The 24,568-nt window shown below is 59.1% G+C and carries 18 protein-coding genes and 1 pseudogene; 14 read left to right on the forward strand and 5 right to left on the reverse strand.

Features of this window, described 5'->3' with window-relative positions:
• Positions 1 to 10: 10 nt before the first annotated feature.
• Positions 11 to 997 carry a glycosyltransferase family 2 protein gene (locus SJY41_RS21065; RefSeq protein WP_380784338.1) on the reverse strand — a complete coding sequence of 329 codons (987 nt, stop codon included), beginning with the start codon at positions 995 to 997 and terminating at the stop codon, positions 11 to 13.
• Positions 998 to 1,579: 582 nt separating this feature from the next.
• A complete protein-coding gene (locus SJY41_RS21070; protein WP_380784339.1) occupies positions 1,580 to 1,744 on the reverse strand; it encodes a hypothetical protein in 165 nt (54 codons plus the stop codon).
• A 747-nt stretch (positions 1,745 to 2,491) separates the two neighbouring features.
• Between SJY41_RS21070 and SJY41_RS21075 the strand changes: the two genes are divergently transcribed.
• From SJY41_RS21075 to SJY41_RS21085, 3 genes are all read left to right on the forward strand, one after another.
• Positions 2,492 to 3,013, forward strand: a complete 522-nt coding sequence (locus tag SJY41_RS21075; RefSeq protein WP_380784340.1) for a hypothetical protein — start codon at positions 2,492 to 2,494, stop codon at positions 3,011 to 3,013.
• 4 nt (positions 3,014 to 3,017) lie between these two features.
• Complete coding sequence (locus SJY41_RS21080; RefSeq protein WP_380784341.1) at positions 3,018 to 3,581, forward strand: RES family NAD+ phosphorylase; 564 nt, start codon at positions 3,018 to 3,020, stop codon at positions 3,579 to 3,581.
• Between the two features lie 102 nt (positions 3,582 to 3,683).
• On the forward strand, positions 3,684 to 4,064 hold the full coding sequence (locus SJY41_RS21085) for a hypothetical protein (protein WP_380784342.1): 381 nt from the start codon (positions 3,684 to 3,686) through the stop codon (positions 4,062 to 4,064).
• A gap of 1,109 nt (positions 4,065 to 5,173) precedes the next feature.
• Here the strand turns inward: SJY41_RS21085 and SJY41_RS21090 are convergent.
• The 3 genes and pseudogenes from SJY41_RS21090 to SJY41_RS21100 form a co-directional block, all read right to left on the reverse strand.
• Complete coding sequence (locus SJY41_RS21090; protein WP_380784343.1) at positions 5,174 to 5,752, reverse strand: class I SAM-dependent methyltransferase; 579 nt, start codon at positions 5,750 to 5,752, stop codon at positions 5,174 to 5,176.
• A 907-nt stretch (positions 5,753 to 6,659) separates the two neighbouring features.
• A pseudogene (locus SJY41_RS21095) lies at positions 6,660 to 7,416 on the reverse strand (IS5 family transposase).
• Between the two features lie 473 nt (positions 7,417 to 7,889).
• On the reverse strand, positions 7,890 to 9,236 hold the full coding sequence (locus tag SJY41_RS21100; protein WP_380784344.1) for a UDP-glucose dehydrogenase family protein: 1,347 nt from the start codon (positions 9,234 to 9,236) through the stop codon (positions 7,890 to 7,892).
• A 630-nt stretch (positions 9,237 to 9,866) separates the two neighbouring features.
• Between SJY41_RS21100 and SJY41_RS21105 the strand changes: the two genes are divergently transcribed.
• The 11 genes from SJY41_RS21105 (at position 9,867) to SJY41_RS21155 (ending at position 24,536) form a co-directional block, all read left to right on the forward strand.
• A complete protein-coding gene (locus SJY41_RS21105; protein ID WP_380784345.1) occupies positions 9,867 to 11,063 on the forward strand; it encodes a sugar transferase in 1,197 nt (398 codons plus the stop codon).
• A 90-nt stretch (positions 11,064 to 11,153) separates the two neighbouring features.
• Positions 11,154 to 11,921 (forward strand): metallophosphoesterase, encoded by a 768-nt coding sequence (locus tag SJY41_RS21110; protein WP_380784346.1) that lies wholly within the window; start codon positions 11,154 to 11,156, stop codon positions 11,919 to 11,921.
• A 154-nt stretch (positions 11,922 to 12,075) separates the two neighbouring features.
• Positions 12,076 to 12,726, forward strand: a complete 651-nt coding sequence (locus SJY41_RS21115; protein WP_380784347.1) for a polysaccharide biosynthesis/export family protein — start codon at positions 12,076 to 12,078, stop codon at positions 12,724 to 12,726.
• A gap of 586 nt (positions 12,727 to 13,312) precedes the next feature.
• Positions 13,313 to 14,629 carry an O-antigen ligase family protein gene (locus SJY41_RS21120; RefSeq protein WP_380784348.1) on the forward strand — a complete coding sequence of 439 codons (1,317 nt, stop codon included), beginning with the start codon at positions 13,313 to 13,315 and terminating at the stop codon, positions 14,627 to 14,629.
• Between the two features lie 124 nt (positions 14,630 to 14,753).
• A complete protein-coding gene (locus SJY41_RS21125) occupies positions 14,754 to 17,018 on the forward strand; it encodes a GumC family protein (protein WP_380784349.1) in 2,265 nt (754 codons plus the stop codon).
• Positions 17,015 to 18,250 carry a tetratricopeptide repeat protein gene (locus SJY41_RS21130; RefSeq protein WP_380784350.1) on the forward strand — a complete coding sequence of 412 codons (1,236 nt, stop codon included), beginning with the start codon at positions 17,015 to 17,017 and terminating at the stop codon, positions 18,248 to 18,250. The genes SJY41_RS21125 and SJY41_RS21130 overlap by 4 nt, the downstream gene beginning before the upstream one ends.
• Positions 18,251 to 18,336: 86 nt before the next feature.
• Positions 18,337 to 19,713: a lipopolysaccharide biosynthesis protein gene (locus SJY41_RS21135; protein ID WP_380784351.1), complete on the forward strand. Its 1,377-nt coding sequence runs from the start codon at positions 18,337 to 18,339 to the stop codon at positions 19,711 to 19,713.
• A gap of 417 nt (positions 19,714 to 20,130) precedes the next feature.
• The gene (locus SJY41_RS21140; protein ID WP_380784352.1) at positions 20,131 to 21,009 is read left to right on the forward strand and encodes an FkbM family methyltransferase; all 879 of its coding nucleotides are present in this window, start codon (positions 20,131 to 20,133) and stop codon (positions 21,007 to 21,009) included.
• On the forward strand, positions 21,010 to 22,083 hold the full coding sequence (locus SJY41_RS21145) for a glycosyltransferase (protein WP_380784353.1): 1,074 nt from the start codon (positions 21,010 to 21,012) through the stop codon (positions 22,081 to 22,083).
• A complete protein-coding gene (locus tag SJY41_RS21150) occupies positions 22,080 to 23,270 on the forward strand; it encodes a glycosyltransferase (protein ID WP_380784354.1) in 1,191 nt (396 codons plus the stop codon). Before SJY41_RS21145 ends, SJY41_RS21150 begins: the two co-directional genes overlap by 4 nt.
• A gap of 363 nt (positions 23,271 to 23,633) precedes the next feature.
• Positions 23,634 to 24,536 (forward strand): glycosyltransferase, encoded by a 903-nt coding sequence (locus SJY41_RS21155; RefSeq protein ID WP_380784355.1) that lies wholly within the window; start codon positions 23,634 to 23,636, stop codon positions 24,534 to 24,536.
• Positions 24,537 to 24,568 lie beyond the last annotated feature (32 nt).

Below are 24,568 nucleotides of genomic sequence, written 5' to 3' on the forward strand. Positions count from 1 at the left end.
CGCGCTCAGCTTATCGGTTTGTCTGAGATGCTGTTCGGTGCAATCGGTTACGTACCCACTGCCGACCGCGCCTTGCGCGTGCAGTCGCGGCTGTCACGGCGATCACCGCGGTCGGGACTGTCAGAAGCCCAACAACCTGCCAGTATGGAAGGTGCATCGCATTTAAGAAATGGGGTCGGCGTAGCGAACTCCACGAAAACTCGCCAGACGGCTTTAGCGAAAGCAATGTCTCGGGAGTAAAAAGCTTTGTATTTTGCGAATGCGACCGAATAACACGTTTCCGTAAATTCTCCGGAATAACTATTGGGAAGGCAAGTACAAGCGCGGCCCAATCATCAACGAATACGCCAATCGCACGAGCACGCCAGTAACTTAATTTCGCAACGGACGCGATCGCTGCTTCGCCGAACCAGCCGATTTTCACAGGTTGCGTACTTGCATAGCCAAGAACAACGCTAAGCTGTGGAAAATTGCGCTTGACTATGAGCGCGGTGCCTTGTTCTCTGACCCAGTCGCACACGCGTGAATGATAGATTGTGGCACCCGTCAATGTCTGATGCCACAATGCTTCACGAATGAACGCAAGGGCCTCCTCCCCTTGCATTTGAGGGATCATCCGCGGATCTTCGGAGTGACCGCGTACGAACAGAAAGTCCTGATCATCTAGAAATGCGAGAATGCGGCCAAGGTAGCCGGGTTTCACCCGCATGGCATCGCCCATCAACCATACGTGCTCGGCCTCTGCCCAGCAGAGCGTCGCGATCAGGTTCGCGTCGTGTCCTAAAGCAGGTGCATTGCGCCGATAGTGTAGATTCGGGATGATATGTCGTAGCTCCCGCACAACCGCCTCCGTCGCGTCGTCGGGGCTGTCATCGGAGAGGTAGATTGCCACGTCCAATGCGCGCACTTCTTCAGCCATTGCAGCCAGATTTTCGGCAACGATCAACGCGCGCTGATATGTCGGAATCGCAAGCGCGAGACGAGGACGGTCAGCCATTAATTACTTCCAATAACTCGGGATGATCGAGCTCCCGGCGATTAACGAACGAACATGCGAAGGCCCATACCATGCAAAGAGCCTTCGTCCAGCGGACACCGAGCCGTCTTCCGGCCTCCCGTCATGATCGATACATGACGCCGCCGCGTATGTCTGGCACCAAGCATCCTGCCCGCAAGCACCTATTGGCGTTGGCTCGTTAGGACGACTGCTCGATTTCCGATCCGTCGAAACTGGCGGGCATGGACCCATCCAAGCGTCTGACTGACTGCTCTTTCGTGCGCTGCCATCGCATCGGGATCGTCTAGTCACGAAGATTGTGGATCGGCACTAAAAGCCGGCTCAAGCTTCTAGCCGACGCAGCTAGCTGCGATATCTTGGAAAGGTAGGGTTGTGATGAGGTCGCGATTGGCACCGATTGCGTCCCCTTCTAGTCGCGACTTTATGAGCCTTAGCAATTACTTAGCTAGATCCGGGTGGGGTCCCGGTTCGACGCTTATCCACAGCGATTAGACGACGAACGTCGGCAAATCGGGCAGCATAGAATCCGCCGTGAACGGCGATCTATAGGCGGGAGCGGTGTCACTCTGCCTGCTGACGCATCGGGAACACCGGCCCCCGGACGTTCGTCTGGTCCGCCAGATATGGACGCTGCAACGCCAGTACGTCGTCATAACTTCCCGTCAGCCACCGCTCGTGATCGTCAGGTCTCAGGATCGTGATCATTGCCTCGGGATGGATTGGCATCGCTCACCGCGCTTGGCCACACGCATCTCTTTCCAGATTTTAAGGAGAACAGTGTTGGCAAGCGGACGAAGGAGGCCAGCCAAAGATCAACCGCATCATCGATCGTCATGTCTCCAACGGCCGACGCCTGGTCTTCCACTCCCGTCGCCATGCGTTCAAGGCCAAGGGTAACGATGCTCGCCTGACCGATCGTACATTGGACCAGATCTGCGGCCATGCGCCCGTTAGCAGGAGCTGCCGCTACGGGTCGCCCCCCAAATTTGGACGATCCACCGTGAACTCCACCAGATCGACTTCTCGGCATCGACTGGAACCGATCGCTGCTGCGTTGGGGAAAGTGAAATGGAAGAAGCTGCTGGCAAGCTCGGATACCGACGCGCAGCGGCGACCCACGTCATCGTCTGAAACTTTGCAATAGCAACCTGTTCTGCGGGCCGGGGTGGACATGAGTCCGGCCTTTTCGTCATGGCGTATCATCCGTTCAGGGATGCCGCCTCCATGTCTCCTCTATGCGTATGCACCTTGCCTGGAACACCTGGGTGCATGCGGGCAGCGGTTGGCGCTTCGTCGTATCAAGCTTCAACTTGTCCGCAGTGTCAAGATGTGCCATATGAAAGACAACGAGGACATGGTTTAATGACGAATGCTCCTGCCGCTTCAGAAAACGTGACACCGCGCAGCCGTGCGAATTCTATCACAGCCGACTTCACTCTTCGTCGCCGCGCGAACGAAGTGCTGAGTCGAGCTGTGGCAAGCGCGATCGCGAGCGCTAGCGAGGACACACTCGCGGCGATCCTCGCTGCAGGTGACGCAGCGCAGGCGCTGGCCGTTGCACCGCGCGACCTCGCACCAGCCCCGCCCGAGCGCCTCGCCGCCGAGCGAGCCGCCAAGGCACGCACCGCAAACTTTCGGACCGAGCTAACCAAGAGGGCTGGCGGCGTGTTCAGCCGCGCAGACGTCGCGCAACTCCTCGGCGTCACCCCGGCGGCCGTCGACAAGCAGCGGCAGCGTGGCCAGATCCTCGGCGTGCCCTACGGCAACGACATTCGGTTCCCCGCCGCGCAGTTCAAGGACGGTGCAGTCGTCGCCGGCCTCAAACCCGTCCTCGCGGAGTTCGGCGACATGAACCCCTGGGGCCAACTGCAACTGCTTGTCGCTCCCCTCGACGGCTTCGCCGAAGAGCAGACCTCGATCCTCGACCTGCTCGCACGTGGTGTCGACGATGGCGTCCGAGCCCAACTCCTTAGTCTGGTGCGCGGCTGGGCGTAAGCAGATGTCACTCCCCCTGCGAACCCGTAGCCTGCGGGCGAGAACCGTTCTGCACCGGATCCATCGCCTGATCCACGATCCGATCTTTTTCGGACCGAATGGTGCTGCGCCCGACCTGCGCTATGACGACCCGGACGGTACTTTCAAGGTGCTGTATCTCGCGCGCAAGCTGGAGACCGCCTTCGGCGAGACGCTTGTCCGCGTGCCGACCGTGACCGACGTGCTATCTACGGACGTGCTTGTTCGGGCGCGAAGCGAGATCGCCACCTCGAGTACGTTGCGCCTCTATCCGCTCGACGATGCCGGTATCTCGGCACACGGTCTGCGGCTGTCGGACGTCATGGGCGACAACTACGTCGCGACCTGGAAGCTGAGCGCGTACATCCATGCAAACACCGCCGCCGACGGCATCGCCTACATCTCGCGGTTCAACGGCGGACCATGCATCGCGCTCTTCGACCGCGCCGCTCCTGCGATCGCCAAGACCAGCCTCCTCGCCGTGCCGCTCACCCCCGAGGTTGGCACCGAACTCGCCAGACGATTCGGCAAGAATTATGTTGAGCCGTAGGTCACAGACAGCAAGTTTTCCAATCGATCCCAACAAGTGCCAAGGTCCGCCGTCGCGGTTCCTAATTCAGGACCCTTTCGGCCTACGGCGGCAGACACCTCGGTGATCACGGTGGACCGAGAAGGAGGCCTGCTGACCGGACTTGGCACCGCGTTCAAAGCTGATCCGTTCGGAACCTTCGTCACTGCGGAGCATGTCCTTCAGGACCATTTTGAAGACGAGAGCCGAGCCGCGTCGGTTGCAACCGTCCTCTACCCGATAAGGCTGGTCTACGGCAAAGGCACCTTCCTGCCTTCCGTCATGATCGAGATAAGACAGCCGCATAGACCTGGCACCGAACATCCCGCCGGCAAGCACCTATCGGCGTTGGCTCGTTCGGACAGCCGCTCGATTTCCGATCCGTCGAAACTGGCGGGCATGGACCCATCCAAGCGTCTGACTGACTGCTCTTTCGTGCGCTGCCATCGCATCAGGATCGTCTAGTCGCGAAGATGGCGAAGTTAGGTTATCGGCCAGGTCAGCGAATGATAGAGATGGTACCGCCGCTCCCCTAGTCGAGGCGGCGCGGTATTTGAAGCTGGAACCGCAGGATCGGTAACGGCCTTAGGTACTTCGATCGCGTTGTCGACGAGGTCATCGAATGTGTTGTCGTAGGCGATGAAGCGGACACTGCACCGTCAGATACCCGTCGTTTTGAAGCAGGGCGCCTACGGGGGCCAGCAAAATGAGCAAGAAGGTTTCCGTCATTCTCAAGAGCTAAGGATGTTCAGTTTATACCCAACGGCAGCTCGGCTATATCAGGTATCGACTGGCCAATCCGCCGAAGCCCCACCTCGAAATGAGCCCTAAAGGCGGTCCAATCGCTGCTTTGTGGCTTGGACACCCCACGAGCAAATTTATTGGAGAGAGATGGGTAGGCGGTGGCCGCAGCCCCAAACTTATGTCCGCTCTTCGAAGCTCATAGCGAAGTGAAACAGTAGCGCGATCAGGAATGCGCCTGCCACGACCCCAATGTTGATCCAGATCTCCTCGCTCATAGGTGCAGCCTAGCACCAGTTGCCGCAGCGTCCGATGACCATTTCGAGGCATCTGACCTTAGCGGACTGCGGTCGCAAAGACGGCGAGGCGACAATGCCGACAGCAGCTTCCCGGAAACGCCGATCGTCAGACGGTAGACGCATCCGGAGCGGTGCAGCCCTGGGCATAATCCTTCCAAGTGCCAACGTACGGCAAGTATCGCAGCGATGGCGAAACCTGCATTCAAAAGCGGGCCTCCAGGGATTGGCCTTTGACCGAAGGCCGGGCGCCCTATCCACTCGTCCGCAACGGTAAGAAACAGGAAGACGGCGATCTGCAAGCGATTTTCCACGGTCGTAAAGACGTAACGCGAAAGCAGAGCGACAACTCCGAAAGCAAAAACTACGGCAGCACGCTGTGCAGTTTACATCGGGAACATTCATCATCGGCTGGCAACCCAGGACCGTATTACCCAGCCAAACCTCGCCCACGGCCGTCCAATGCTCTCGCGGCAGGCGTTATAAATACTTCTGGAAAAAATCGTCGAGGCGATGGTCGACCACCTCGTACGCTCTTCATTCCGGCGGCTTGATAAGCGCGATCTGCCATGCCGTTCCGATGGAATGCCGGACCATGACTTGGTCAACGATCCGACCAACGCGCCCAAGCGACCGCCAGATGTGGTTGTGCCGACGGCGGACGTGAACCGAGACGATTGCGATTCCCTCCGGTCCGAGCATTGATAAGTAGCGGGAGACCAGTTGTTCGACGTCTTTCAGGTAATAAAGAACCTCATTGAATATGATGATGTCAGGGGCCTCATCGGGCGTCAAAACGTCCGCGCCGACCGCCTCGAACGAGTCACGCGGCCCGGCGCTGGCGCGAGCACGTTCGATTGCCACCGGGGAAAGATCGATGCCTCGATAGGTTCGGTAGGGTAAATCGCGCAACGCCTTCAGCAAGGTCCCTTCGCCGCAGCCAACGTCAAGGATCACTGGATTTGGCGAACCGGCCGCTGCGGCATAGCCTACGATCACGGCCATGCGCGCCATCTCAGGCAGGCCCGCCAAATAGCGCCAGTGCCCGCTCGCATATTCCCGGTCCCAGTCCCCTGCACTAGGCTGGTATTCGCGGTGAAGCAGCCGGTTTAGCATATTCTCTCCCATGGAGCAGCCTTGCGTAGTCGTTGGCTGAAGTCGATCACTCGGAAGGGTTAGGCAATTGAAAGCGTACCGGTCCATCGGCTGGTCCAGGACAATTGATCACTGGCATGTGAGAAGTAGACGAAGCGTTTGTTGACTGCATTACGGTGGAAGCGGCTGGGGTATTGAAAGTCTGCCATTAGGTGTAGGCCTACCCTGCTGACCCGTCCTCGATGTTCCGAAGCCAGCGCCGCCGCAGACGCGGCAGATGACGCGGCCGGTGTACCGCCCGCGCGCCTTTATCCAAACAAGGACGAGCTCGAGTTCCGCGCTTTGTGAAGAGTGGTGGCAGACTAGGCCAGCGGAACCAAAACGGTATTAACGCCTGAGATCGAACTTTGCCCATAGGCTATAGAAGGGTAACGGCTCGCTCGTAGGGTGAGAAGCGGGTCAACCCATGCTTGCAATGTTGGTACGGCCTCAACGCATCTAAGGCGGTGTCATAAACAGCAAAGCAGCTTGAATCGAAATTGCCCAGGCATTGCCATTTCCTTAAAGTGTCATTTCGCTCTCGGCCGGAACGGACCTGCGATACCATAAACGCGGCTCGCCGGGAGACGCGAGATTAGTCCTTAAGCAAGCTTGCTTACGCGCCTTAGCGGCCCGACGACCCTCGAGGTATGCGAGTGGTACAAATGTTATAATAACAAATATCAAACCGCATGCGCAGATAGATAGGTACGCCAAGGTAAAAGCAAGCCAATAGGTCCTTCTAAAGAACTCCATGCCACATCCTCTCAGCGATTCTTACATATATTAGAATATAATATTACCACTCTTTGGATTACAGGATTTACTACGATTATTGATTACGACATTTGCGCGTTGCCCCGGAAGGGGTTGCAGCATCTAGAGGCAGTTATGAACCTGCGGCAAAGGCAGCGGCCTCCTTCATCATGAGGCAGGCCAAGGCGACGACGTGAAGTCCTGCGAGTGTTTCGGCGTAGCGCTCGTAGTCTTTGACGAGGCGCCGAAAGCGGATCGCCTATGCGAATGACCGCTCGACAACCCAGCATCGCGGCAGGAGGACGAAGCCGCGCTTGGCCTCGGGCAATTTGACGACCTTAAGTGTGATGCCGTGTTTGGCTGCGGCGTTGGAGGCTCGTTTGCCGGTATAACCCTGGTCGACCCAGGCAAGTTCGACGGTGTCGTTGGTGATGGCTTGCACAGTACGCGTGAGCCGCTCCACTTCGCTGCGGTCTTCTGCGCTGGCCGGTGTTACATGAAGCGCCAGCAGATGGCCTAGCGTATCGGCGGTCATGTAGATCCTCGAGCCCTTGTTGCGTTCCCACCGGCATAGCAGGCCCGCTCGTCGCTCTCGGGCTGGAGCGCAACGTCCGGCTACCAATTATCGCGGCGGTCGGCTCGGCCTTGCGCCCTGCCGCCAAGCGCAACACCGCGCGCAGATCGTCGACCGACGCTTCAAAGCATCCCGCCGCCAGCCAGCGCTGCGTTTGCTGGTACACCGCGGCCCAGGGCGGAAGGTCGTTCGGCATCCACCGCCACGGCGCACCCGTCTTCACGATGAAGGGAAGGCCATTGAACATCTTGCTCAGGTCGTGCTCCCGCTGGCCGGCATCCTCGCGCTGCAACAGCAGGTAGGGTGCGACCAACAACCATTCCTCGGTGCTGACGTCAGACGGATACGGCTTGCGGCAAAATGCTCATCAAATAACGGATGATCAGGCCCGCCTCTAAGTCCATAACAGCCTCTAGCTCTGGAAAGGCGCAAACACTCCCTCGGTTGTTTGACTTGGATGCAGTCCGTGACGATCTCGGCTAGTGCGCCGGTGGCGATGAACGTCATTTGCCCGCTAGACCGCTGATAGTGTCGGGCTCGCCTTGACGGAAATACGTTTCGAACTGGCAGGGATCTACTTTGAGAAGGCCGGTGCGCTGAGCGTCCCCCGGTTTCTCATCCAACCTGAAGGTGAGTTTCCGGCGTTCATTCGGCCGCCTTGGCGACCGCTGCAGCAGCATAGTCGACCCGCGTCATTCAGAAAAACCTGCGTCAATATTCAACTAAGCTTCACAACAATAGCAAAGGCAGCGTTTGCGACTAACGCCAAGGCTCAGCTCATATGACTAATCAATGTGTTGACAAAGCACTGTCACGCTTACCGATGCCGACATAGGTAAGCCCGGCGCTATTCACCTCATCCATGGCATAGACGTTGCGCAAGTCGACCATCAGCAGTGTGCGCATTGTTTTGGCCATCCGCGAAAGATCCAGTGCACGATAGGCATCCCACTCGGTGACGATGACCACCACATCGGCATCAGTTACTGCCTCATAGGGATCCTCAACGAAGGCAACGTCGGTCAGCATCTTGGCCGCCTGTTGCATTCCTTCAGGATCGCAGGCCCGGATTGTGGCACCGGCGTCTTGCAATGCCTGAATAATCGCGATCGCTGGGCTGTCGCGCATATCGTCGGTGTTCGGCTTGAAGGTCAGCCCAAGGATCGTGACCACCTTGCCACGCGCTTCGCCCCCCATTGCGGCAATAACCTTACGCCCCATGGCCCGCTTACGTGAATCGTTCACGGCAACCACGGCCTCGACTATGCGCAGCGGCGACTGGTAATCCTCTGCTGTTTTTAGCAATGCCAGCGTGTCTTTGGGAAAGCACGAACCACCATAGCCGGGACCTGCATGAAGGAATTTTCGCCCTATCCTATTGTCCAGTCCGATACCCCGCGAGACTTCCTGCACGTCTGCGCCAGTGGCTTCGCAAAGATCGGCGATCTCGTTGATGAAGCTGATCTTTGTCGCCAGAAACGCGTTGGCAGCGTACTTTATCAGCTCGGCCGTTCGCCGCCCCGTGAACAAGACCGGCGCAGACTGATTCAGTGACAACGGACGATAAACCTGACTCAGCATCCCACGCGCGATCCCGTCATCGGTACCGCACACAACGCGGTCGGGCCGCTTGAAGTCTTCAATCGCGGCACCTTCGCGCAGGAACTCAGGGTTGGACGCAACGCGGATCACACGATTGGGCGCCGCTTGACGGACTATGCGCTCTACCTCGTCCCCGGTTCCTACCGGAACGGTCGATTTTGTAACGAGTAATAGATCGGAAGCTCCGACACTCTGCGCCTCTAGTGCAGCGGCGATTTCTTGAGCAGCGGCAAAGACATAACTAAGATCGGCATGGCCGTCGCCGCGCCGGGTAGGCGTGCCGACGCCGATGAAAACCGCCTCCGCGTTTGTCACACCCGCCGCAATATCGGTAGTGAAGGACAGGCGACCAGCTTGCACATTTCTGGCGACGAGTTGCTCAAGACCCGGTTCGAAGATTGGCATGACCCCATTTTCGAGCAAGGCGATCTTGCTGGGATCCTTATCGACGCAGATCACTTCATGCCCGAAGTCCGAAAAGCACGCGCCTGAGACCAAGCCAACATAACCTGTCCCTACCATCGTGATCCGCATATACGCCCCCAGACACGCCTTAGATGGTGCGTCCCATCGCATCGCCCCTTTCGACACGCAAGTGGCCCAACCCTTGCAAAATGGTCGTTAGGGTCGCGGAGCCCATTCAACCTGCTTGAGCAAAAGCGTAAGGACTCATAGGGGTGTGAAATATCAACAGACGACTTGGAAGCGCTACTTACCCAAATCCGCCTTAGGAACGGTAACCTCGGCCGTTCCGATCAGGTCGCCGAGAATGGGCAGCAGATTTCAAGTACAGGCGGATTTCGATTGCACCGTACAAGCGACAGACTGCACCACGACCTGTGTTTTAAAAGCGCCAACCGATGCGAGAATGCCGTTCTGGGCGCGCATGTTCTGCCAGAATTCTGCCAGAATGGAGCAATTCACAACAGAATTGAATGATAAGTGGACCCGCGGACCGGGGCGCGATAACCGTCCCGTGTTGCTAATGGCTTGCGAGCGGGCGCGGAAGCGGAAGCGGAAGCAGGCTTAATCTTGGCGTGTTAAGGGAGTCCATGTGGGCGGGGGTAGTACGTGCTGATGATGCGGGATCCCGTTGTACGGCCCTTGGGATCCAGGGCCGAGAGACTTCGCGTTCAGCTGGCGCTGGGCCTACTATGTGGCATAGTGCTGCCAGCAACGCTTCTCATCCCCTATTTGGGCGAGGAAACCCGAGCCGGACGCGGTGTCACATATAGCATTATTGGCGCAACATTTGCGATCATTAGTGCAACGCTGATCGTACGACGCGTCGCGTCTTTCCCTGGCACGCGCGCTTTCACCTACATTTTGCCCTCGTTCGCCAGCGCCTACGGGCTAGCTATCGCAACGCTTCTCCTAGCTCGACTTGAGTACAACCGGCTTTTCCTGTCGGTCTCGTTCGCCTTGTCGCTGCTGGTGGCACTTAGCGTAGCGCTACACGTCGCGCGCAAGATACAACGCCGCTTCTGGCTGGTACCGTTTGGCCATACCGAAACGGTGCGCGAGGTGCCCGGCGTAGATTGGATGGTCCTGACCGATCCGGTGGTACCGAGCGACCCCCAGGCGATCATCGTTGCCGATCTTCAACATGATCACGACGACGAATGGGCGCGCATGCTCGCGATCGCCGCAGTTCGCGGACATGAGGTTTATCACACGAAAGTCCTGATGGAATCAATTACCGGTCGCGTGTCGATGGACCATTTGTCCGAGAACAGCTTCGGCTCGCTCGTGCCTAATCTTGCTTATGTCCATGCCAAACGTATGCTGGATCTATTGAGTATAGTTGTCTTGTCACCCTTCCTCGCGGTGCTGCTGCTGGGCATCGCGCTGATCGTGAAGCTCAGCTCGCAAGGGCCAGTGCTTTTCATCCAGGAGCGGATGGGACATCGCGGCATTCCGTTCCGAATGATAAAGTTCCGTACGATGTACGTGCGCAGCAAAGTGAATGAAGCGGCCGCGCGCGGCGACGCAATGACGATGATCCGGGATCCGCGCGTTACGCGTATCGGTCACATCTTGCGGCGCAGCCGGATGGACGAACTACCTCAAATATTCCATGTTTTGAAAGGCGAGATGAGCTGGATCGGTCCGCGGCCTGAGGCCATCCCGCTGTCTCGCTGGTACGAGGGGGAAATCCCCTTCTACCATTACCGGCACATAGTTCGACCGGGCATTTCCGGCTGGGCACAGGTGCAGCAAGGTCACGTCACCGACCTTGCCTCCGTCCGAGCGAAACTTAGCTACGACTTTTACTATATCAAAAATTTCTCGGCTTGGCTTGATGTGCTGATCGCGCTTAAAACGCTGCGGACAATCCTAAGCGGATTTGGTGCACGCTGAACCCCATTAGCAAGCAGGCCGTACGAGACGCAGATAACGCCATGGTTGAGTCTCGCCGACCCCCAACGCGCCAGGAGTAAAGTAGCAAAGGTGCGATTACCGATCTTGTTCCGCCGCAAGGCACCACGCGCCGGTACCGGGATACCTCCTGCAGTCCCACCAGGACAGCGTGTTTATGCAATCGGGGACGTCCATGGTTGCGCAGACGAGTTGCGCTGCCTGCTGGATATGATCGAAGCCGATCATGCAGCGCGCGGCCCCGCCATGCGGACCGTGATATTGCTCGGCGATCTGGTAAACCGAGGACCTGATTCCGCGCGGGCCATTGATTATGCACGCGATCTCCTCTCCTCCGGTATCGGTAGGTTGATCAAAGGCAACCATGAGGAGCTGTTCGTGCTGGCCGCGCGCGGCGATCGTCAAGCAGTTCGCGCTTTGATGCGCAACGGTGGACTACAGACGCTGGCCAGCTTCGGGCTAGCGGAGGAGGAGATCAACCGGGGCAACTACAACGATCTCGCGGTGCTGCTAAAGACGAGGATCCCCCGTGATGTCGTCACTTTGCTGGATGCCGCTGAGAGTAAGATCGCGATTGGCGGCTATCTTTTCGTTCATGCCGGCATCCGCCCAGGCGTTCCCATCGCTGAGCAACAAGGCGAAGACTTGCGCTGGATCCGCGAAGTTTTTTTGGAAAGTCGGGCCACGCATGGCTTGATGATCGTTCATGGCCATACGATCGAAAAGATAGCGACCGAGTATGGTAATCGAATTGGGATAGACACCGGCGCCTATCAAACCGGCATCTTAACCGCCATCGGCTTGGAGGGCACGGAACGCTGGTTCCTTGCCACCAGCTGACTCAACTGCTTGATCGCTAGGCTTGTCGCGCCGCTGGAGCTGGGGCATGGAGGAGCGATCGGTAATGTCGGGGAAGTGGCCCTCAGGCGCACTACATAGGGAGGATGAGCGGTTGCGCTTTGGGCTAAGGTTGATCGCATCGACAGCGGGCATCATGCTGTTGGCAAGCTGCGCTAGCCAGCGGGACAGGCAGCTTTCCTATAATCCAAAGAATTTCACAGCACCTGACGCACTCGCTATGTCGGACACACTGACGACGTACCAGGCAGGTCCCGGTGACGTGATAAGCATCACGATTTTCAACGTTGAATCGATGTCTGGCGATCACCAAATTGATGCTGCGGGCAACATCACGATGCCGTTAATCGGCGCGGTACCGGTGGCTGGCAAGTCGACGCAGGAAATCGGCACGGACCTCACCGCGCGGCTTAACACGCGCTACCTACAGCGTCCTCAAGTTACAGTTTCGTTGAAAACGGCAGTGGCCAGAACGGTCACCATCGATGGTTCCGTGGCCTCGCCGGGTCTTTACCCTATCCCCGACAAAACCACGTTGTTGAAAACGATCGCGATGGCGCGGGGCACCTCGCAAGGCGCCAATCCAAAAAAAGTCGTGGTCTTCCGTCAGATCAACGGCCAGCGCAATGCTGCGGCGTTCGACCTGACGACGATCCGCAATGGCACCGACCCTGACCCGGTGATCTATGCAAACGACATCGTTGTTGTAGATGGGCGACAGACGAACCCAGCGTGGACGACCTTATTGCAAACCGTTCCGCTCATCGGTCTGTTTACGCGGTTTTAAGAATTTCGTAGTTCCAGCAGTGATCTGAAGAGCATGAAGTCTTGCGACTGCGATCCTCCCATGATAGTGGCCCGTCTTTGCAAGTCAGCACGTAATCTGCGGTGGCTTGGCTTTTGGGAGGTTTGATGCGCAAGTTTGCAACGATCGCTGCCGTAGTGGCGCTTGCGACATCTCAGATGAGCATGGCCGCGCCTCAAAAGCAGACTATGCGGGTTCGCACGGGACAGACTAGCACTCCAGTGCGGAACGCCGAGTCAAATTTGGCCGGGAACTCGATCCTCTTTGCGTTGGCCGGGCTCGCGGCAGTTGGCTTGGTAGTGGGCCTTGCAGCCAGCGGTGGCGGGAACGGCGGGACTCGTCCCACAAGCCCATAAAAAGTATGAGTACCCTGAAATTTAACGCAGTCGCACCGATGCGCTGTTCTTCCGGCTAATTGTGGGGCCTGCACGTTCATGCGCTGGCGGCGGTGGTGCCTCGGCTACAATCTGGGGCTTCGTAGTTGTCGCGTATTTTTAGTCGTTATCTAACACCGGCATACCTGTTGCTTTGCTTGGTGTTGGGAGGCGCGAGCGCAGCTGGTTCCATGGTGAACGGTGCGCTCCAGCTGCTTGGATTGCTCTGCATATTGACGGTCGTGCTTTCGGGATCGCTTCCTCAGCTGGCCCGACCCGGCCGCATTCTTCTCATGCTCTTCGCCGCAGCGGGAATGCTGCTAATACTCGAACTCGTACCGCTGCCGCCCCTTTTGTGGACGCTACTACCTGGGCGCGATTTGGCCGCAGCGAGTTTCGACCTTGTCGGTGGCGGCGCACCATGGCTCCCGATCTCCCTATCGCCCGATCGTACGCTCGCAGCACTGCTTGCGATTATACCTCCCTTTGCAATGCTGCTACTGGTCTTTGCTTCGTCGGGGTACGGTCGACTTTACTCGTTGTACGTGCTGGTGACCGTAGCAGTGGTCTCGGTTTTCCTCGGTATTCTTCAGAAGATGCAGGGACCTGATTCTCTGTACTACATCTACGATGTTACCAACCGCGGCGGTGTTGTCGGGTTCTTTGCGAACCGCAATCACCTCGCAACGCTTCTGCTTACAACCCTTCCCTTCATCGGCGCTATAGCGATCAGCCCAAAGCGTAAATCTCAGGAGGCCGACGCGAAGATCGGGCGGCTGATGATGACGGGATGCGTCGCTCTGCTGATCGCTGTTGGTGTTGTGGTGGTCAAGTCAGCTGCTGGCTGGCTATTGCTGACGCCGACGCTACTAGCTGCCGCGGCAGTGTTCATCAGAGGCGGACACGGTACAATTCCACGTTCGCTGATCCAGATCGGCCTGACGGTTGGCTTAGTATGCAGTGTTGCTGCGGTCGCGGCACCTATCCAAATAAACGACTTAGGTGACAAGTTGAGCGGCATCGATCCGCACATGCGAAACCAGTCGATCCGCACGACAGCGGCAGCTTCGCTGGATTATCTGCCGTTCGGCTCAGGGGGCGGTACGTTCCAGCGGATATATCCGCACTATGAAGATGTTAAAGAAGCCTCGCTCGAATATCTAAATCACGCACATGACGAGTATGCTGAAGTCGCTTTGGAGCATGGGATACTTGGTGTCCTGATTCTTTTCTTCGCTTTCATATTCTGGATCATGCAGGGCCGGCGACTGTGGCGTAGCGGGGAAGGCGATGCCCTTTCCCGCGCCGGTTTCGTCGCCATAGGCATCCTGTTCGCCCACAGCCTCGTGGACTATCCCACGCGCACTGCAGCGCTGGCCGTCGTTGCAGCCTTTGCCGCAGCGCTGATGGTGGCCCCGGAGTCGTCCGAGATGCCGGCGTGGCAATCGGCACGTCGCCGCCAACGTCGCACAAAGAGTGCACGAACGATCGAGATCGCGCTGGCCGATTGATGAACACAGATCTATTTTCCTTCTCCTTCTTGCTACGCTTGCTGTCCCTTGTACGAACCGTCATGACCCATCCGGACCGATCGCCAACGGGGGGCGTGGTCATCTGCCAGATCGACAAAAAACTATGAACGATATCACCGCGACTTCCCCGCCCGAACGCGCTGCCATATCGCGTGGCCAATTGGCCCAAGGTCCAACTGCACTTGTCGATCCGATCGACACACGCAAAACGCCAAGTCAGTTTGACGTCAACGAAGTCTGGCGCGTCCTAATGAAGTGGCGATGGCTGATCCTAGGCGTGCTGATCGCCGCGGTCGCTGCCTCGATCATCGTTACCCTCTCGACGACACCGGTGTACCGCTCGACGGCAACGCTGGAGATCAACACGCAGCCTATGCAACTCATGCAGCAGCAGACGGACCTCCAGCCGGTTGCGCGCAACGAGGCCCAGTTTCTGACGACGCAGGTTGGCCTGCTCGGCAGCCGTACGCTGGCCGAAAGGGTGATGCGGACCGTTGGCCTTGCTGACGATGACGCCTTTGTAAAAGGCTATACAAACCATGCAGACCGCGAGGGCGCAGCAGTCGGCAAATTGATGCAGCATTTCGAGGTAACGCCGTTACGCGGCAGCAACCTGATCGTCATTGCCTATAGTGATACTAATCCGGCTCGAGCAGCCCGGGTCATCAACGCCTATGCGCAGGGCTTTATTGATTCAACACTAGAGCGACGCTATAATGCGACTGCTTTTGCCCGACAATTCTTGCAAACCCGCCTTTCTTCTACACGCGACAAACTGGAGGCCAGCGAACGAGCACTCGTTGCGTACGCTCGGTCTCAGAACATCCTTTCCCTAAGCAGTGGTGCCCAGACCGGCAAAGCCGGCGACAGCGGTAGCCCTGCGCAGGACTCGCTGTCGGCGCAGTCACTGGTGTCGTATAACGAGGCGCTTTCCGCTGCGACCCGCGATCGTATCGCTGCACAGCAGGCATATCGCCAGGCGACTCCGGCAGCCAGCGCGGCTGCTGATAACGCTTCGGCTGTTCAGGGATTGCGTAGCCAGCTCGCTGGGGTGCAGGCAGATTATCAGCAGAAGCTTGGGACGTTCCGTCCGGATTTTCCTGAAATGGTTGCGCTGCGCCAACGCATGGCCTCGATCAATGATAGCATCGCTGCCGAGACCGGCAAGATAGGTTCTGCACAACGCGATACGTTGCGGTCGGCTTTTGTTGCAGCGCAAGGACGCGAACGTCAGCTTTTAGCGCAAGTCAATTCATACCGAACAAACGTTTTGAATCTTCGTAGTCGAGGAATCCAGTACAACATTCTTCAGCGCGACCTTGACACAAACCGTACACTTTATGACGGCCTGCTGCAGCGCTTTAAAGAAATTGGCACCGCGGGCGGTGTCGGCGAAAGTCAAGCCGCAATTGTTGATGACGGCAAGACTCCAAACTCGCCTTTCACACCGAACGTCTTTAAGAATTTGGCAATCGGCGTCTTAGCCGGGGTCGTTCTTGGATTAGGTTTGGCATTTGCTATTGAGTTCGTGGACGATACACTCAAGACTCCAGAAGATGTGATTAACAAACTCAAAGTTCCCTTACTTGGTATAGTTCCTAGAACTGCTAAGGGAACCTCGTTCGTCGATGAGTTAAAGGAACAACGTTCCGAGCTCAGCGAGGCTTACTATACAATTATGAGCTCGATACAGTTTATATCGAACAACAGTTTTCCGCGAACCGCGTTAGTTACCAGTACTAGGCCCAGTGAAGGCAAATCGTCGTCGTCACTTGCGCTGGCTCAAAACCTTGCCCGTGCTGGCGCCAAGGTCGTTCTGGTCGACGCGGATATGCGTAAGCCGTCGTTCAAAACCAGTCAGCCGAGCGATATCGGGCTGGCGACGCTTTTGGTAACGCCTGGACGCGCGATGGATCATGTGGCAACGACCGCTCTCGCCAATTTATCCCTTCTGCCGAGCGGCCCTATTCCGCTCAACCCGGCAGAACTTCTTGCGACGAACCGTATAGAAGCGATTCTGAGCGAACTATCGGATCATTTCGACATTGTGCTGATCGACTCACCGCCCGTGCTTGGCTTGGCGGACTCGCCGGTCCTTTCTGCACTGTGCGACGCTACGATCCTCGTGGTGGAAGCTAGTTCAGCGCGCCGTCAGGCGATCTTGAGTTCACTGCGCCGGCTACAGTCGGCGAATGCGAGCGTCACCGGCGTGATCTTGACGAAGTACAATCCTAAGAACGGCGGCTACGGCTACGGCTATGGCTCCGGTTATGGCTATGGTTACGGTTATGGCTACGGCGCACGTCGCCAGAAACGCTACGGGGAGGACGCCGAAATCCGGCAGCTCGATATTGATCGTGTCGCATGACGGTAGAGGATAGTCGTTATATCCCCGGCAGTGTTGTTCGGGTGACGATGCTGGGGGCCGCCCTAGTACTAGCCTGGATGTCAGTACGCGGTGCGGTTCAAGACAGCGTGCGTGATGCTGATCCCCAATTGGCGGCCCAGTTTTGGCCCGCTGATGGTGCGAGCCTCGCAGCGCTCGCTCGTTCGCGCGTCGCTGCCGCCAGTGGCGATATCGACGATACGACTCGCGCACTTTACCGTTCGGCCCTGGCGCGTGACCCCCTGCTCGCCGACCCGCTCGCGCTCGCGGGTTTGGATGCCGCTGGCAAGGGAGATATCAGCCGTGCCGAGCGGCTTATGGTGGCTGCACGGGACCGCGATCCGCGTGCCCCACTCGCCCGCTTCTGGCTGTTGGATCATTTCGTTCGCACCGGGCACTATACAGCAGCGCTTGATGAGGTTGGTCCGGCGATCCGCCTCCGTCCGGAAGCGATTACCGCGATCATGACCGTACTAACGGCCATTGCCGCCACTCCGGACGGGCAAAGGGCGCTGGCCGATAAACTGGCGACCCAGCCTTTCTGGCGCACGGCGTTCTTCCAGACAGCGGCGAACACCTCCTCGTCGGACACCCTCCTGGCTCTGCTGTCGCCTTCATCGAGCGTCGCCAGTCGTATGGCAACGGGGGATGAGCAGCGGGCGGTATTTGTCGCCATGATCAACGCTGGTGACGGAGTTCGCGCCTATCGGGCCTGGCGGCAGCTTCTTCCGACGAATTATCGCGAACGTGCGCACGGCATTTACGACGGCAACTTCGGTCGCTGGCCTGGAGCACGGCCGTTCAACTGGATTCTTTCGCAGGACGAAGTCGGTTCCACGCGTATGGTAACAGCTGGCGACCTACCGCAGGCGACCGCGCTTGATGTGCGCTATTTCGGATCAACAACCGGCGTACTGGCGGAACAATATGTGTACGCGCAATCTGGCACATATCAGCTCAGGCTTGCCGCACGGCGCCGTACCAACGGTGCAACCGGCGGGCGGCTAAGTATGGAGGTGCGCTGCGCCAACGGCTCGGTCATTGCCACTTTGCCGCTCGATCCCCTCGACGCACAGCTGCGGGCGCTGTCCACACCTGTAAACGTCGCGCCGGGTTGCGAAATGCTGCGAGTGCGGTTGATAGGGACGCCGGGCGAAATGTTCAGCGAGATCGAAGCGCAGGTCACCGGCGTCGAGTTGGTGCCTAGTGGTTGACTACCCGCGGGCGCGCCCGTGATGACCCTCACTATCGCATCGCCAGCCGCACGCATTGCCGGGCAAGGGCATCGGCAGCAAGTGGCATGCTGAAGACCCTGCGCGAGCTGGCCCAATCCAGTCTTGGACGGCGGCTGGCGATGGCGACCATAACAAGCGGAGTGGTTTGGGCGGCGGGCACATTGGCGACCTTTTGCGTCGGCGTGGTGCTGGCGAGGCAGCTCGGTGCTAGCGGATACGGCATTTACGGCACGGCACTCGCTCTTGTGACGTTGCTCGCCGTGCCGGCGCAGCTCGGCTTACCGCTGCTAGCGACCCGTGAGGTGTCGGCGGCACGCGTCCGCGGCCGGGCTGACGAGGTGGCTGCCCTGGCCTGGTGGTTCGTACTGACAGTCGGTGTCGCATCACTCCTTCTCGCCACCGCGCTGTTGGTTTGCGCCGACGTGTTACCGCTGGCGCCGTCGTTGAAGCAGGCCCTGAGTGCTGCGGCAATATTGCTACCTGCACTGGCGTTCTCGGCACTCGCAACCGGCCTGCTGCGCGGACAGGAACGCGTGATCTCCAGCCAGCTGCTCGATGTGCTGGTGCGGCCGCTCGCATTCCTCACGGCACTTCTTGTTTGGTCGCGGCCGCTTGGGGCTCCGGGAGCAATTGGCGCGCAAACATTAGCCGCAGTCGGAATTACAGTAATCGGCTTTACCCTGTTCTACGTCCGCCTCCCTCGCGCTGCCGGGCGGAGTCCGCCGCGCCTGCGTGCGTGGAGTGCGGCGGCGTTGCCAATGACCCTGTTGGAAGCAATGCGGGCGTTGGAGGGCAACTATGGTGTGCTCATGGCCAGTTATGCAGCGAGCATCACCGATGCCGGGTTGTTAAGGGTCGCAATGGCCTGCTCGGCCGTCGTATCGGTGCCAATCTCTCTACAGAACATTGTCGTGGGACCGTTCCTTGCCAGCGCGCATGCGGCCGGCAAGCGCCACAGGCTCGCACGGATCGTCGCTGGATCGACCATCTTCATGACGATCTCGGTTGGAGCAGCAACGCTTGCGGTCGCACTTGCGGGAAGATGGATGCTTCCGCTCGCGTTTGGAACGGATTTCGTCGATGCTTACTGGCCGCTTCTGGTGCTTAGCTGCAATCAGTTGATTGCTGCCGCTCTTGGGCCGGGCGTCATGCTGTTGACCATGACAGGGCATGAGCGGGTGGTCGCTCGAGCGTTTGCGGCGTCTGTGATGGCCGCAGTGGCGACGGGGTTTGTCCTTACGCCGCTGTTCGGGGCAGTTGGCGCAGCCGCGTCTATTCTTGTTGCAACTCTAGTTCGCGCCGGAATATTGAACCGGTTCGCTAGCCGGAATTTGGGAATTATTCCGTCTCTTCTTGGCACCGCCAGTTTATTTAACACCGGCTCCCAATGCTCGCGTCCCCTTCGACCATGGTCGTTCGGGCGCGGTCGTGGTACTAATTAGAAGAGACAAGACTTTGACGGATGGTTTGATCAGTCGAAGATGGCGCAAGGCGCACGCTGGGTCTCCTGGCGGTGTTGGTCGCGCCCCGAGTGCGTCCTCACCGCTCTGTGGTGAGGTGTGTACTCCCCCCCATGCCAAACCGGTACGCGAGACTGGCGGTGACATCGCAATTTTCCACCATGCGATCCGCGACTGCGATCCGGAGGCCGCAGACTGCGTCGTTTCACGCCAGCCGCACGAAAGCGTAACAGCCAAGCGGTGGCTTGGCCGATGCGACCGACCGAGCGATATGGCAACAGAGCTAAGGCGGGCGACGATAGACACCGTGATGAGGAAGCACGTCGTGACCAGCGCCGATACATCGTCAAAGACGGTAGTCGTCATAGTTTCAGCGCGACCACTGCAGCGGAGCGGCCGATGAGCCTGGCTGCTACTCTTGTGTGGAAGTTGCCACCTCCCGTACGGCGTGCAGGTCGGGGAGCGCTCAACTATCTCGACCGGATCACCACGTGGGTAGTGATACTGCGCGAGATCAAAGGCGTAACTTCAACCGACCGCCGCTGGCTGCGCCAGTCGGCGCTCGCCGCGCCGATGACCGCCTGGGGCCGCTTCTATGGTTGGCGCAATCCGGTACTGCTGCACGACATCAACATCGACGTGCCGAAGCTCGGTCGTTTCCTCGCACACGCACATAGCGACGAATTGTACCTGCTCCTGCCCCGCCGGGAAGCGGCGGTCTACGCGGCTGCCCGCGCGTTACTCCACCCTGGCGATACCGTCGTCGACGCAGGCGCCAATATCGGTGCGTTCAGCGTGTTCGCCGGCCGACTGATCGGGGCCGCCGGTAGGTTGGTTGCAATCGAGATGATACCAGCCACCGCGGCACGCCTGCGCGCCAACCTTGCGCGCAACGACTTGGAAGCAGACGTCGTGGAGGCCGCACTCGCCGCCAGTTCAGGGCGTGTCGTAACGGCTGCAATCGACCCGGCGAAAAGCGGACAGGCTACGCTCGTGCTCGCGCATACGCTGGACCGGCCGACTATGCTGTCGGTAGAGACACGCACGCTCGACGAGGTGCTCGCAGACGTGGCCGAAATCGCGCTGCTGAAGCTCGATATCGAAGGCGCCGAAATTGATGCGCTGGCAGGCGCCGCGACGACACTCGCGCGTACGCGGGCCATCATTTTCGAACAACTTGACGACACCGGCGCAATCGCCGCCGTGCTTGCTCGGGCGGGCTTTGTGGTGAAGCCGTTGGATCGGCACAATTATCTTGCTAAGCGCGCGGACGGCTGAGTGGCCAGGATTGCGCTACTGCTACCAAGCCTTGAACCAGGCGGCACCGAGCGCGTCACGCTAACGCTCGCGACCGAGTTCGTGCGGCTGGGTGATGAGGTCGACCTGCTGGTGCTGCGCCAAGAGGGCGCGTTGTTGGACGCGGTCCCCGTCGGGGTGCGCTTGGTGGCGTTGGAGGCGAGGCGGTTACGCAATGCGGTTCGCCCACTCGAGGACTATTGCGCTCGGGTGCGGCCCGATGTCCTGCTCGCCTCTCTATGGCCGCTAACCAGCATCGCGGTATGGGCGGCGCGGCGCAGTCGCATACGGGTCGTCGTAGCTGAGCATAATACGCTCTCCGTCGAGGCACAGACGTGGCCGGCGAGCGCGCGCACGCTGCTGCGCCCGGCCCTACGCTGGAGCCACCGCCAAGCTGCAGCCCGGGTTGCCGTGTCGCAAGGGGCAGCGGACGACCTGGCGGTGCTATGCGGCTTGCCCCGCAGTACCGTGCACGCCATCCATAACCCGATCGCGCCACCCTCTGCTTCTCAACCTAGCGACCTACCCGATTGGGGTGGTGCTGGGCGGCGCATCCTGAGCGTCGGTACTTTGAAGCCACAAAAAAATCACCGACTGCTGCTCGAAGCCTTTGCCCGCATGGCTCGGCCTGGCGATCGTCTGGCAATCGTTGGTGAAGGGAGTGAACGCGCAGCAATCGAGCAGGCTGCGCAAAAGCTCGGCATCGCACGCCAGTTGCTGCTTCCCGGTCACACGCCGGCACCAGAGCGCTGGTATGCATCGGCCGATCTTTTCGTGTTGTCTTCCGACTATGAAGGTTTTGCCAACGTGGTGGCCGAAGCGCTTGGACATGGTCTGACTGTGGTCTCTACAGATTGTCCAAGTGGACCAGCCGAAATACTGGACGGTCTCGGCCGACTGGTCCCCGTCGGGAACGCGGTCGCGATGGCCGACGCCATCGAGGCGGCGCTTGCGGCTCCCGACGACAGCGTAGCCGCGCGCTCGCGGGCTACGGCCTTTGCGCCGGCACCAATCGCCGCTCGCTACCGCGCACTGATGCTAGGGACAGCCGAATGACAGTTCTGTACATTAGTCAGGATGGGATCACCGATCACATCGGCCAAAGTCAAATCGCGCCCTACGTGCTCGGGCTGGCCGCGCGCGGCTATGACATCCACCTTCTCAGCGCGGAGAAGGATGGCAGGGAAGCGCTGGTCGCCGATTATCAGGCGCGCTTTGCATCCGTAGGCGTGCGCTGGACAGCAATATCTTACCACAAGCCCCTGATCGGCACACTGCGCGACCTTGCCTCCATGGCACGCGCGGCGCGCCGCATTTGCCGCGCCGAACGTATCACGCTCGTTCATTGCCGCAGCCATCCGACCATGCCAGTCGGTATCGCGGTGAAGCACTGGACGGGTGCAAGGCTACTGTTCGATTTCCGCGATTTCTGGGCGGATACCGGGATCGCGAGAGGCCGGTTCGTGCCCGTCTTTCGCGGGCTTAAGCGCCTCGAACGACGGTTCGTACTCGCAGCGGATCATGTCAATTGCCTGACTGAGCGTGCGGTGACGCATTTGCGGCGTCAATATGTCGGGACGGCCGAAGCGCCGACCTTTTCGGTCGTGCCGTGCTGTGCTGACTTTGACCTGTTCCGTCTGCCGCTCAACGTGGGGCCGATCCGATCGGAACTCGGCATCGCGCACGACGCCACGGTGCTCCTCTATCTTGGCAGCATCGGCGTTGAGTACCTGCTCGATTCGATGATGACGCTATTTGTGCAGTTGCGAGAGCTAAGGCCGAATGCGATTTTCCTCTTCGTCGTCAACAACGCTGCGGACACGGTGTATGCTGCGGCTACGGCGGCCGGCCTGCCACGCGAGGCGATCCGGGTCACGGGCGCGGCGCGATCACGGGTGCCGGCGCTAATCGGAGCAAGTGACCTATCGGTGGCTTTCATTCGCGCCGACCTGTCCAAGATCGGTTGCTCTCCCACCAAGGTCGGCGAGACGCTGGCCTGCGGCGTGCCCGTGGTCGCCAATGCCGGCGTCGGCGACCTCGACACCCTGTTATCACCCACTGTTAACGGATCGCTCGTGCTGACAGACTTTGCGCCCGCCACAATGTGCGCCGGATTAGGACAGGTACTGGCGCGACCACTGTCCTCCGCAGAAATCCGTTCATCCGCACTGGCCCTTAGTCTGGACTCTGGCATAGATGCCTATGCCGCGATCTACGAGACGCTTGATGTCAGGGGGGCTTGAGTGCGTGGATACTGAGCGCTGCTGCGGATCTGCTGCGATGCTGAACGTTGTCCCGCAAGCGGCAAGTACGCTACGGTGATCCTCATACCCGCTGTGATGGCCACCCTCCGTATGTGCCGAACTGCCGGTCGCTAGTGAGCACGGCCTACTCCGCCATCCCGCCCAGGCGGCCCGCATCGATGCTGACGGCACGAAAGACAGCGGCAGGCGCAGGCCCGCTGCTCTGTGCCATATCGGGAACGATAGCTCAGCCGAGCCTGCTTCCGAAAGCTTCCGGGACGTGCTCTCGCTTACTGCGGTCCACGTCATCGAGGGCGCGCTTGGCTCGTCCACCCTGTATATTGCGTTCGTAAGGCCGGCTGTATGAAAATCCTTACATCGATTGTGACGCACAACCGTTGCATGCTTTTGGAGCGCTGCATCGACCATATTGCGCGCCAGACGCGCGCGTCAGACGGTCTGATAATCATCAACAACGCCAGCACTGACGATACGGTGGCGATGCTCGATACAAGGGGGGTGGCGCACATAGACCAGCCAAATCTTGGTCCTGCTGCCGGGTGGAACCGTGCCATTGCCGAGTGCATCGATGGCGGCTACGACGCAGTCTGGCTAATGGATGACGATGGTTTTCCTGACAGCCATGCGCTTGCAGCGCTTGAGGCGGGCCTTGGGCCGGGCGTGGCCTGCGTCTCCTCAGTGGTGTTGCGCGAAAATCAGCCGACGAACTTCGTATTTCCGTTCCCGCTGCTAAACCGCGCCGGCCTGCCGGTAGTCGTAGGGCGACGGCGCAAGCTGCCGACGTTGGCAGAGCTCAACCAAGTCGCCAGGGATGGCACTTACCCATTCGCGCATCTGTTCAACGGCGCGCTAATCACTCGGGCGGCGATTAGCGCGGCAGGTACAGTGGACACTGGTTTCTTCATATACGGTGACGAAGTGGATTATTTCTTCCGCTTGCGCCAGGTAGGTAAGGTACACTCTGTCCTGGCGGCACGTCACTATCATCCCGATGTCACTCAACGACCGCTCACGCCGACCAAGCTCTATTATTTTATTAAAAACACGCTGGTGCTGAACCATCGTTATTTCGACAAGGTACCGGCGCGGGGCGTGATGACGCTCGGCATTGGCCTGGCGCGCTACGGCGCGCGAAACGGCTGGCGGACTCTTGCTGCCTTGCTGATGGGGCAACAGCACCGCCTCGTGCCGCGCGCGGTGGTGCGCGGGTTACGCGGACAGGTAGGAACCGATTTTGATGGCTGATGCCAGGGCGCCAATCACTGCCGTCAGCGTTC

The sequence above is a fragment of the Sphingomonas sp. R86520 genome (assembly GCF_042466285.1).
GTDB lineage: Bacteria > Pseudomonadota > Alphaproteobacteria > Sphingomonadales > Sphingomonadaceae > Sphingomonas.

What these genes read in the sequence shown, in the direction of transcription:
- SJY41_RS21065 (WP_380784338.1), bottom strand. Translation starts at nt 997, where the DNA reads ATGGCTGACCGTCCTCGTCTCGCGCTTGCGATTCCGACATATCAGCGC.
- SJY41_RS21070 (WP_380784339.1), bottom strand. Translation starts at nt 1,744, where the DNA reads ATGCCAATCCATCCCGAGGCAATGATCACGATCCTGAGACCTGACGAT.
- SJY41_RS21080 (WP_380784341.1), top strand. Translation starts at nt 3,018, where the DNA reads ATGTCACTCCCCCTGCGAACCCGTAGCCTGCGGGCGAGAACCGTTCTG.
- SJY41_RS21090 (WP_380784343.1), bottom strand. Translation starts at nt 5,752, where the DNA reads ATGCTAAACCGGCTGCTTCACCGCGAATACCAGCCTAGTGCAGGGGAC.
- SJY41_RS21100 (WP_380784344.1), bottom strand. Translation starts at nt 9,236, where the DNA reads ATGCGGATCACGATGGTAGGGACAGGTTATGTTGGCTTGGTCTCAGGC.
- SJY41_RS21115 (WP_380784347.1), top strand. Translation starts at nt 12,076, where the DNA reads ATGCTGTTGGCAAGCTGCGCTAGCCAGCGGGACAGGCAGCTTTCCTAT.
- SJY41_RS21125 (WP_380784349.1), top strand. Translation starts at nt 14,754, where the DNA reads ATGAACGATATCACCGCGACTTCCCCGCCCGAACGCGCTGCCATATCG.
- SJY41_RS21130 (WP_380784350.1), top strand. Translation starts at nt 17,015, where the DNA reads ATGACGGTAGAGGATAGTCGTTATATCCCCGGCAGTGTTGTTCGGGTG.
- SJY41_RS21135 (WP_380784351.1), top strand. Translation starts at nt 18,337, where the DNA reads ATGCTGAAGACCCTGCGCGAGCTGGCCCAATCCAGTCTTGGACGGCGG.
- SJY41_RS21140 (WP_380784352.1), top strand. Translation starts at nt 20,131, where the DNA reads ATGAGCCTGGCTGCTACTCTTGTGTGGAAGTTGCCACCTCCCGTACGG.
- SJY41_RS21150 (WP_380784354.1), top strand. Translation starts at nt 22,080, where the DNA reads ATGACAGTTCTGTACATTAGTCAGGATGGGATCACCGATCACATCGGC.
- SJY41_RS21155 (WP_380784355.1), top strand. Translation starts at nt 23,634, where the DNA reads ATGAAAATCCTTACATCGATTGTGACGCACAACCGTTGCATGCTTTTG.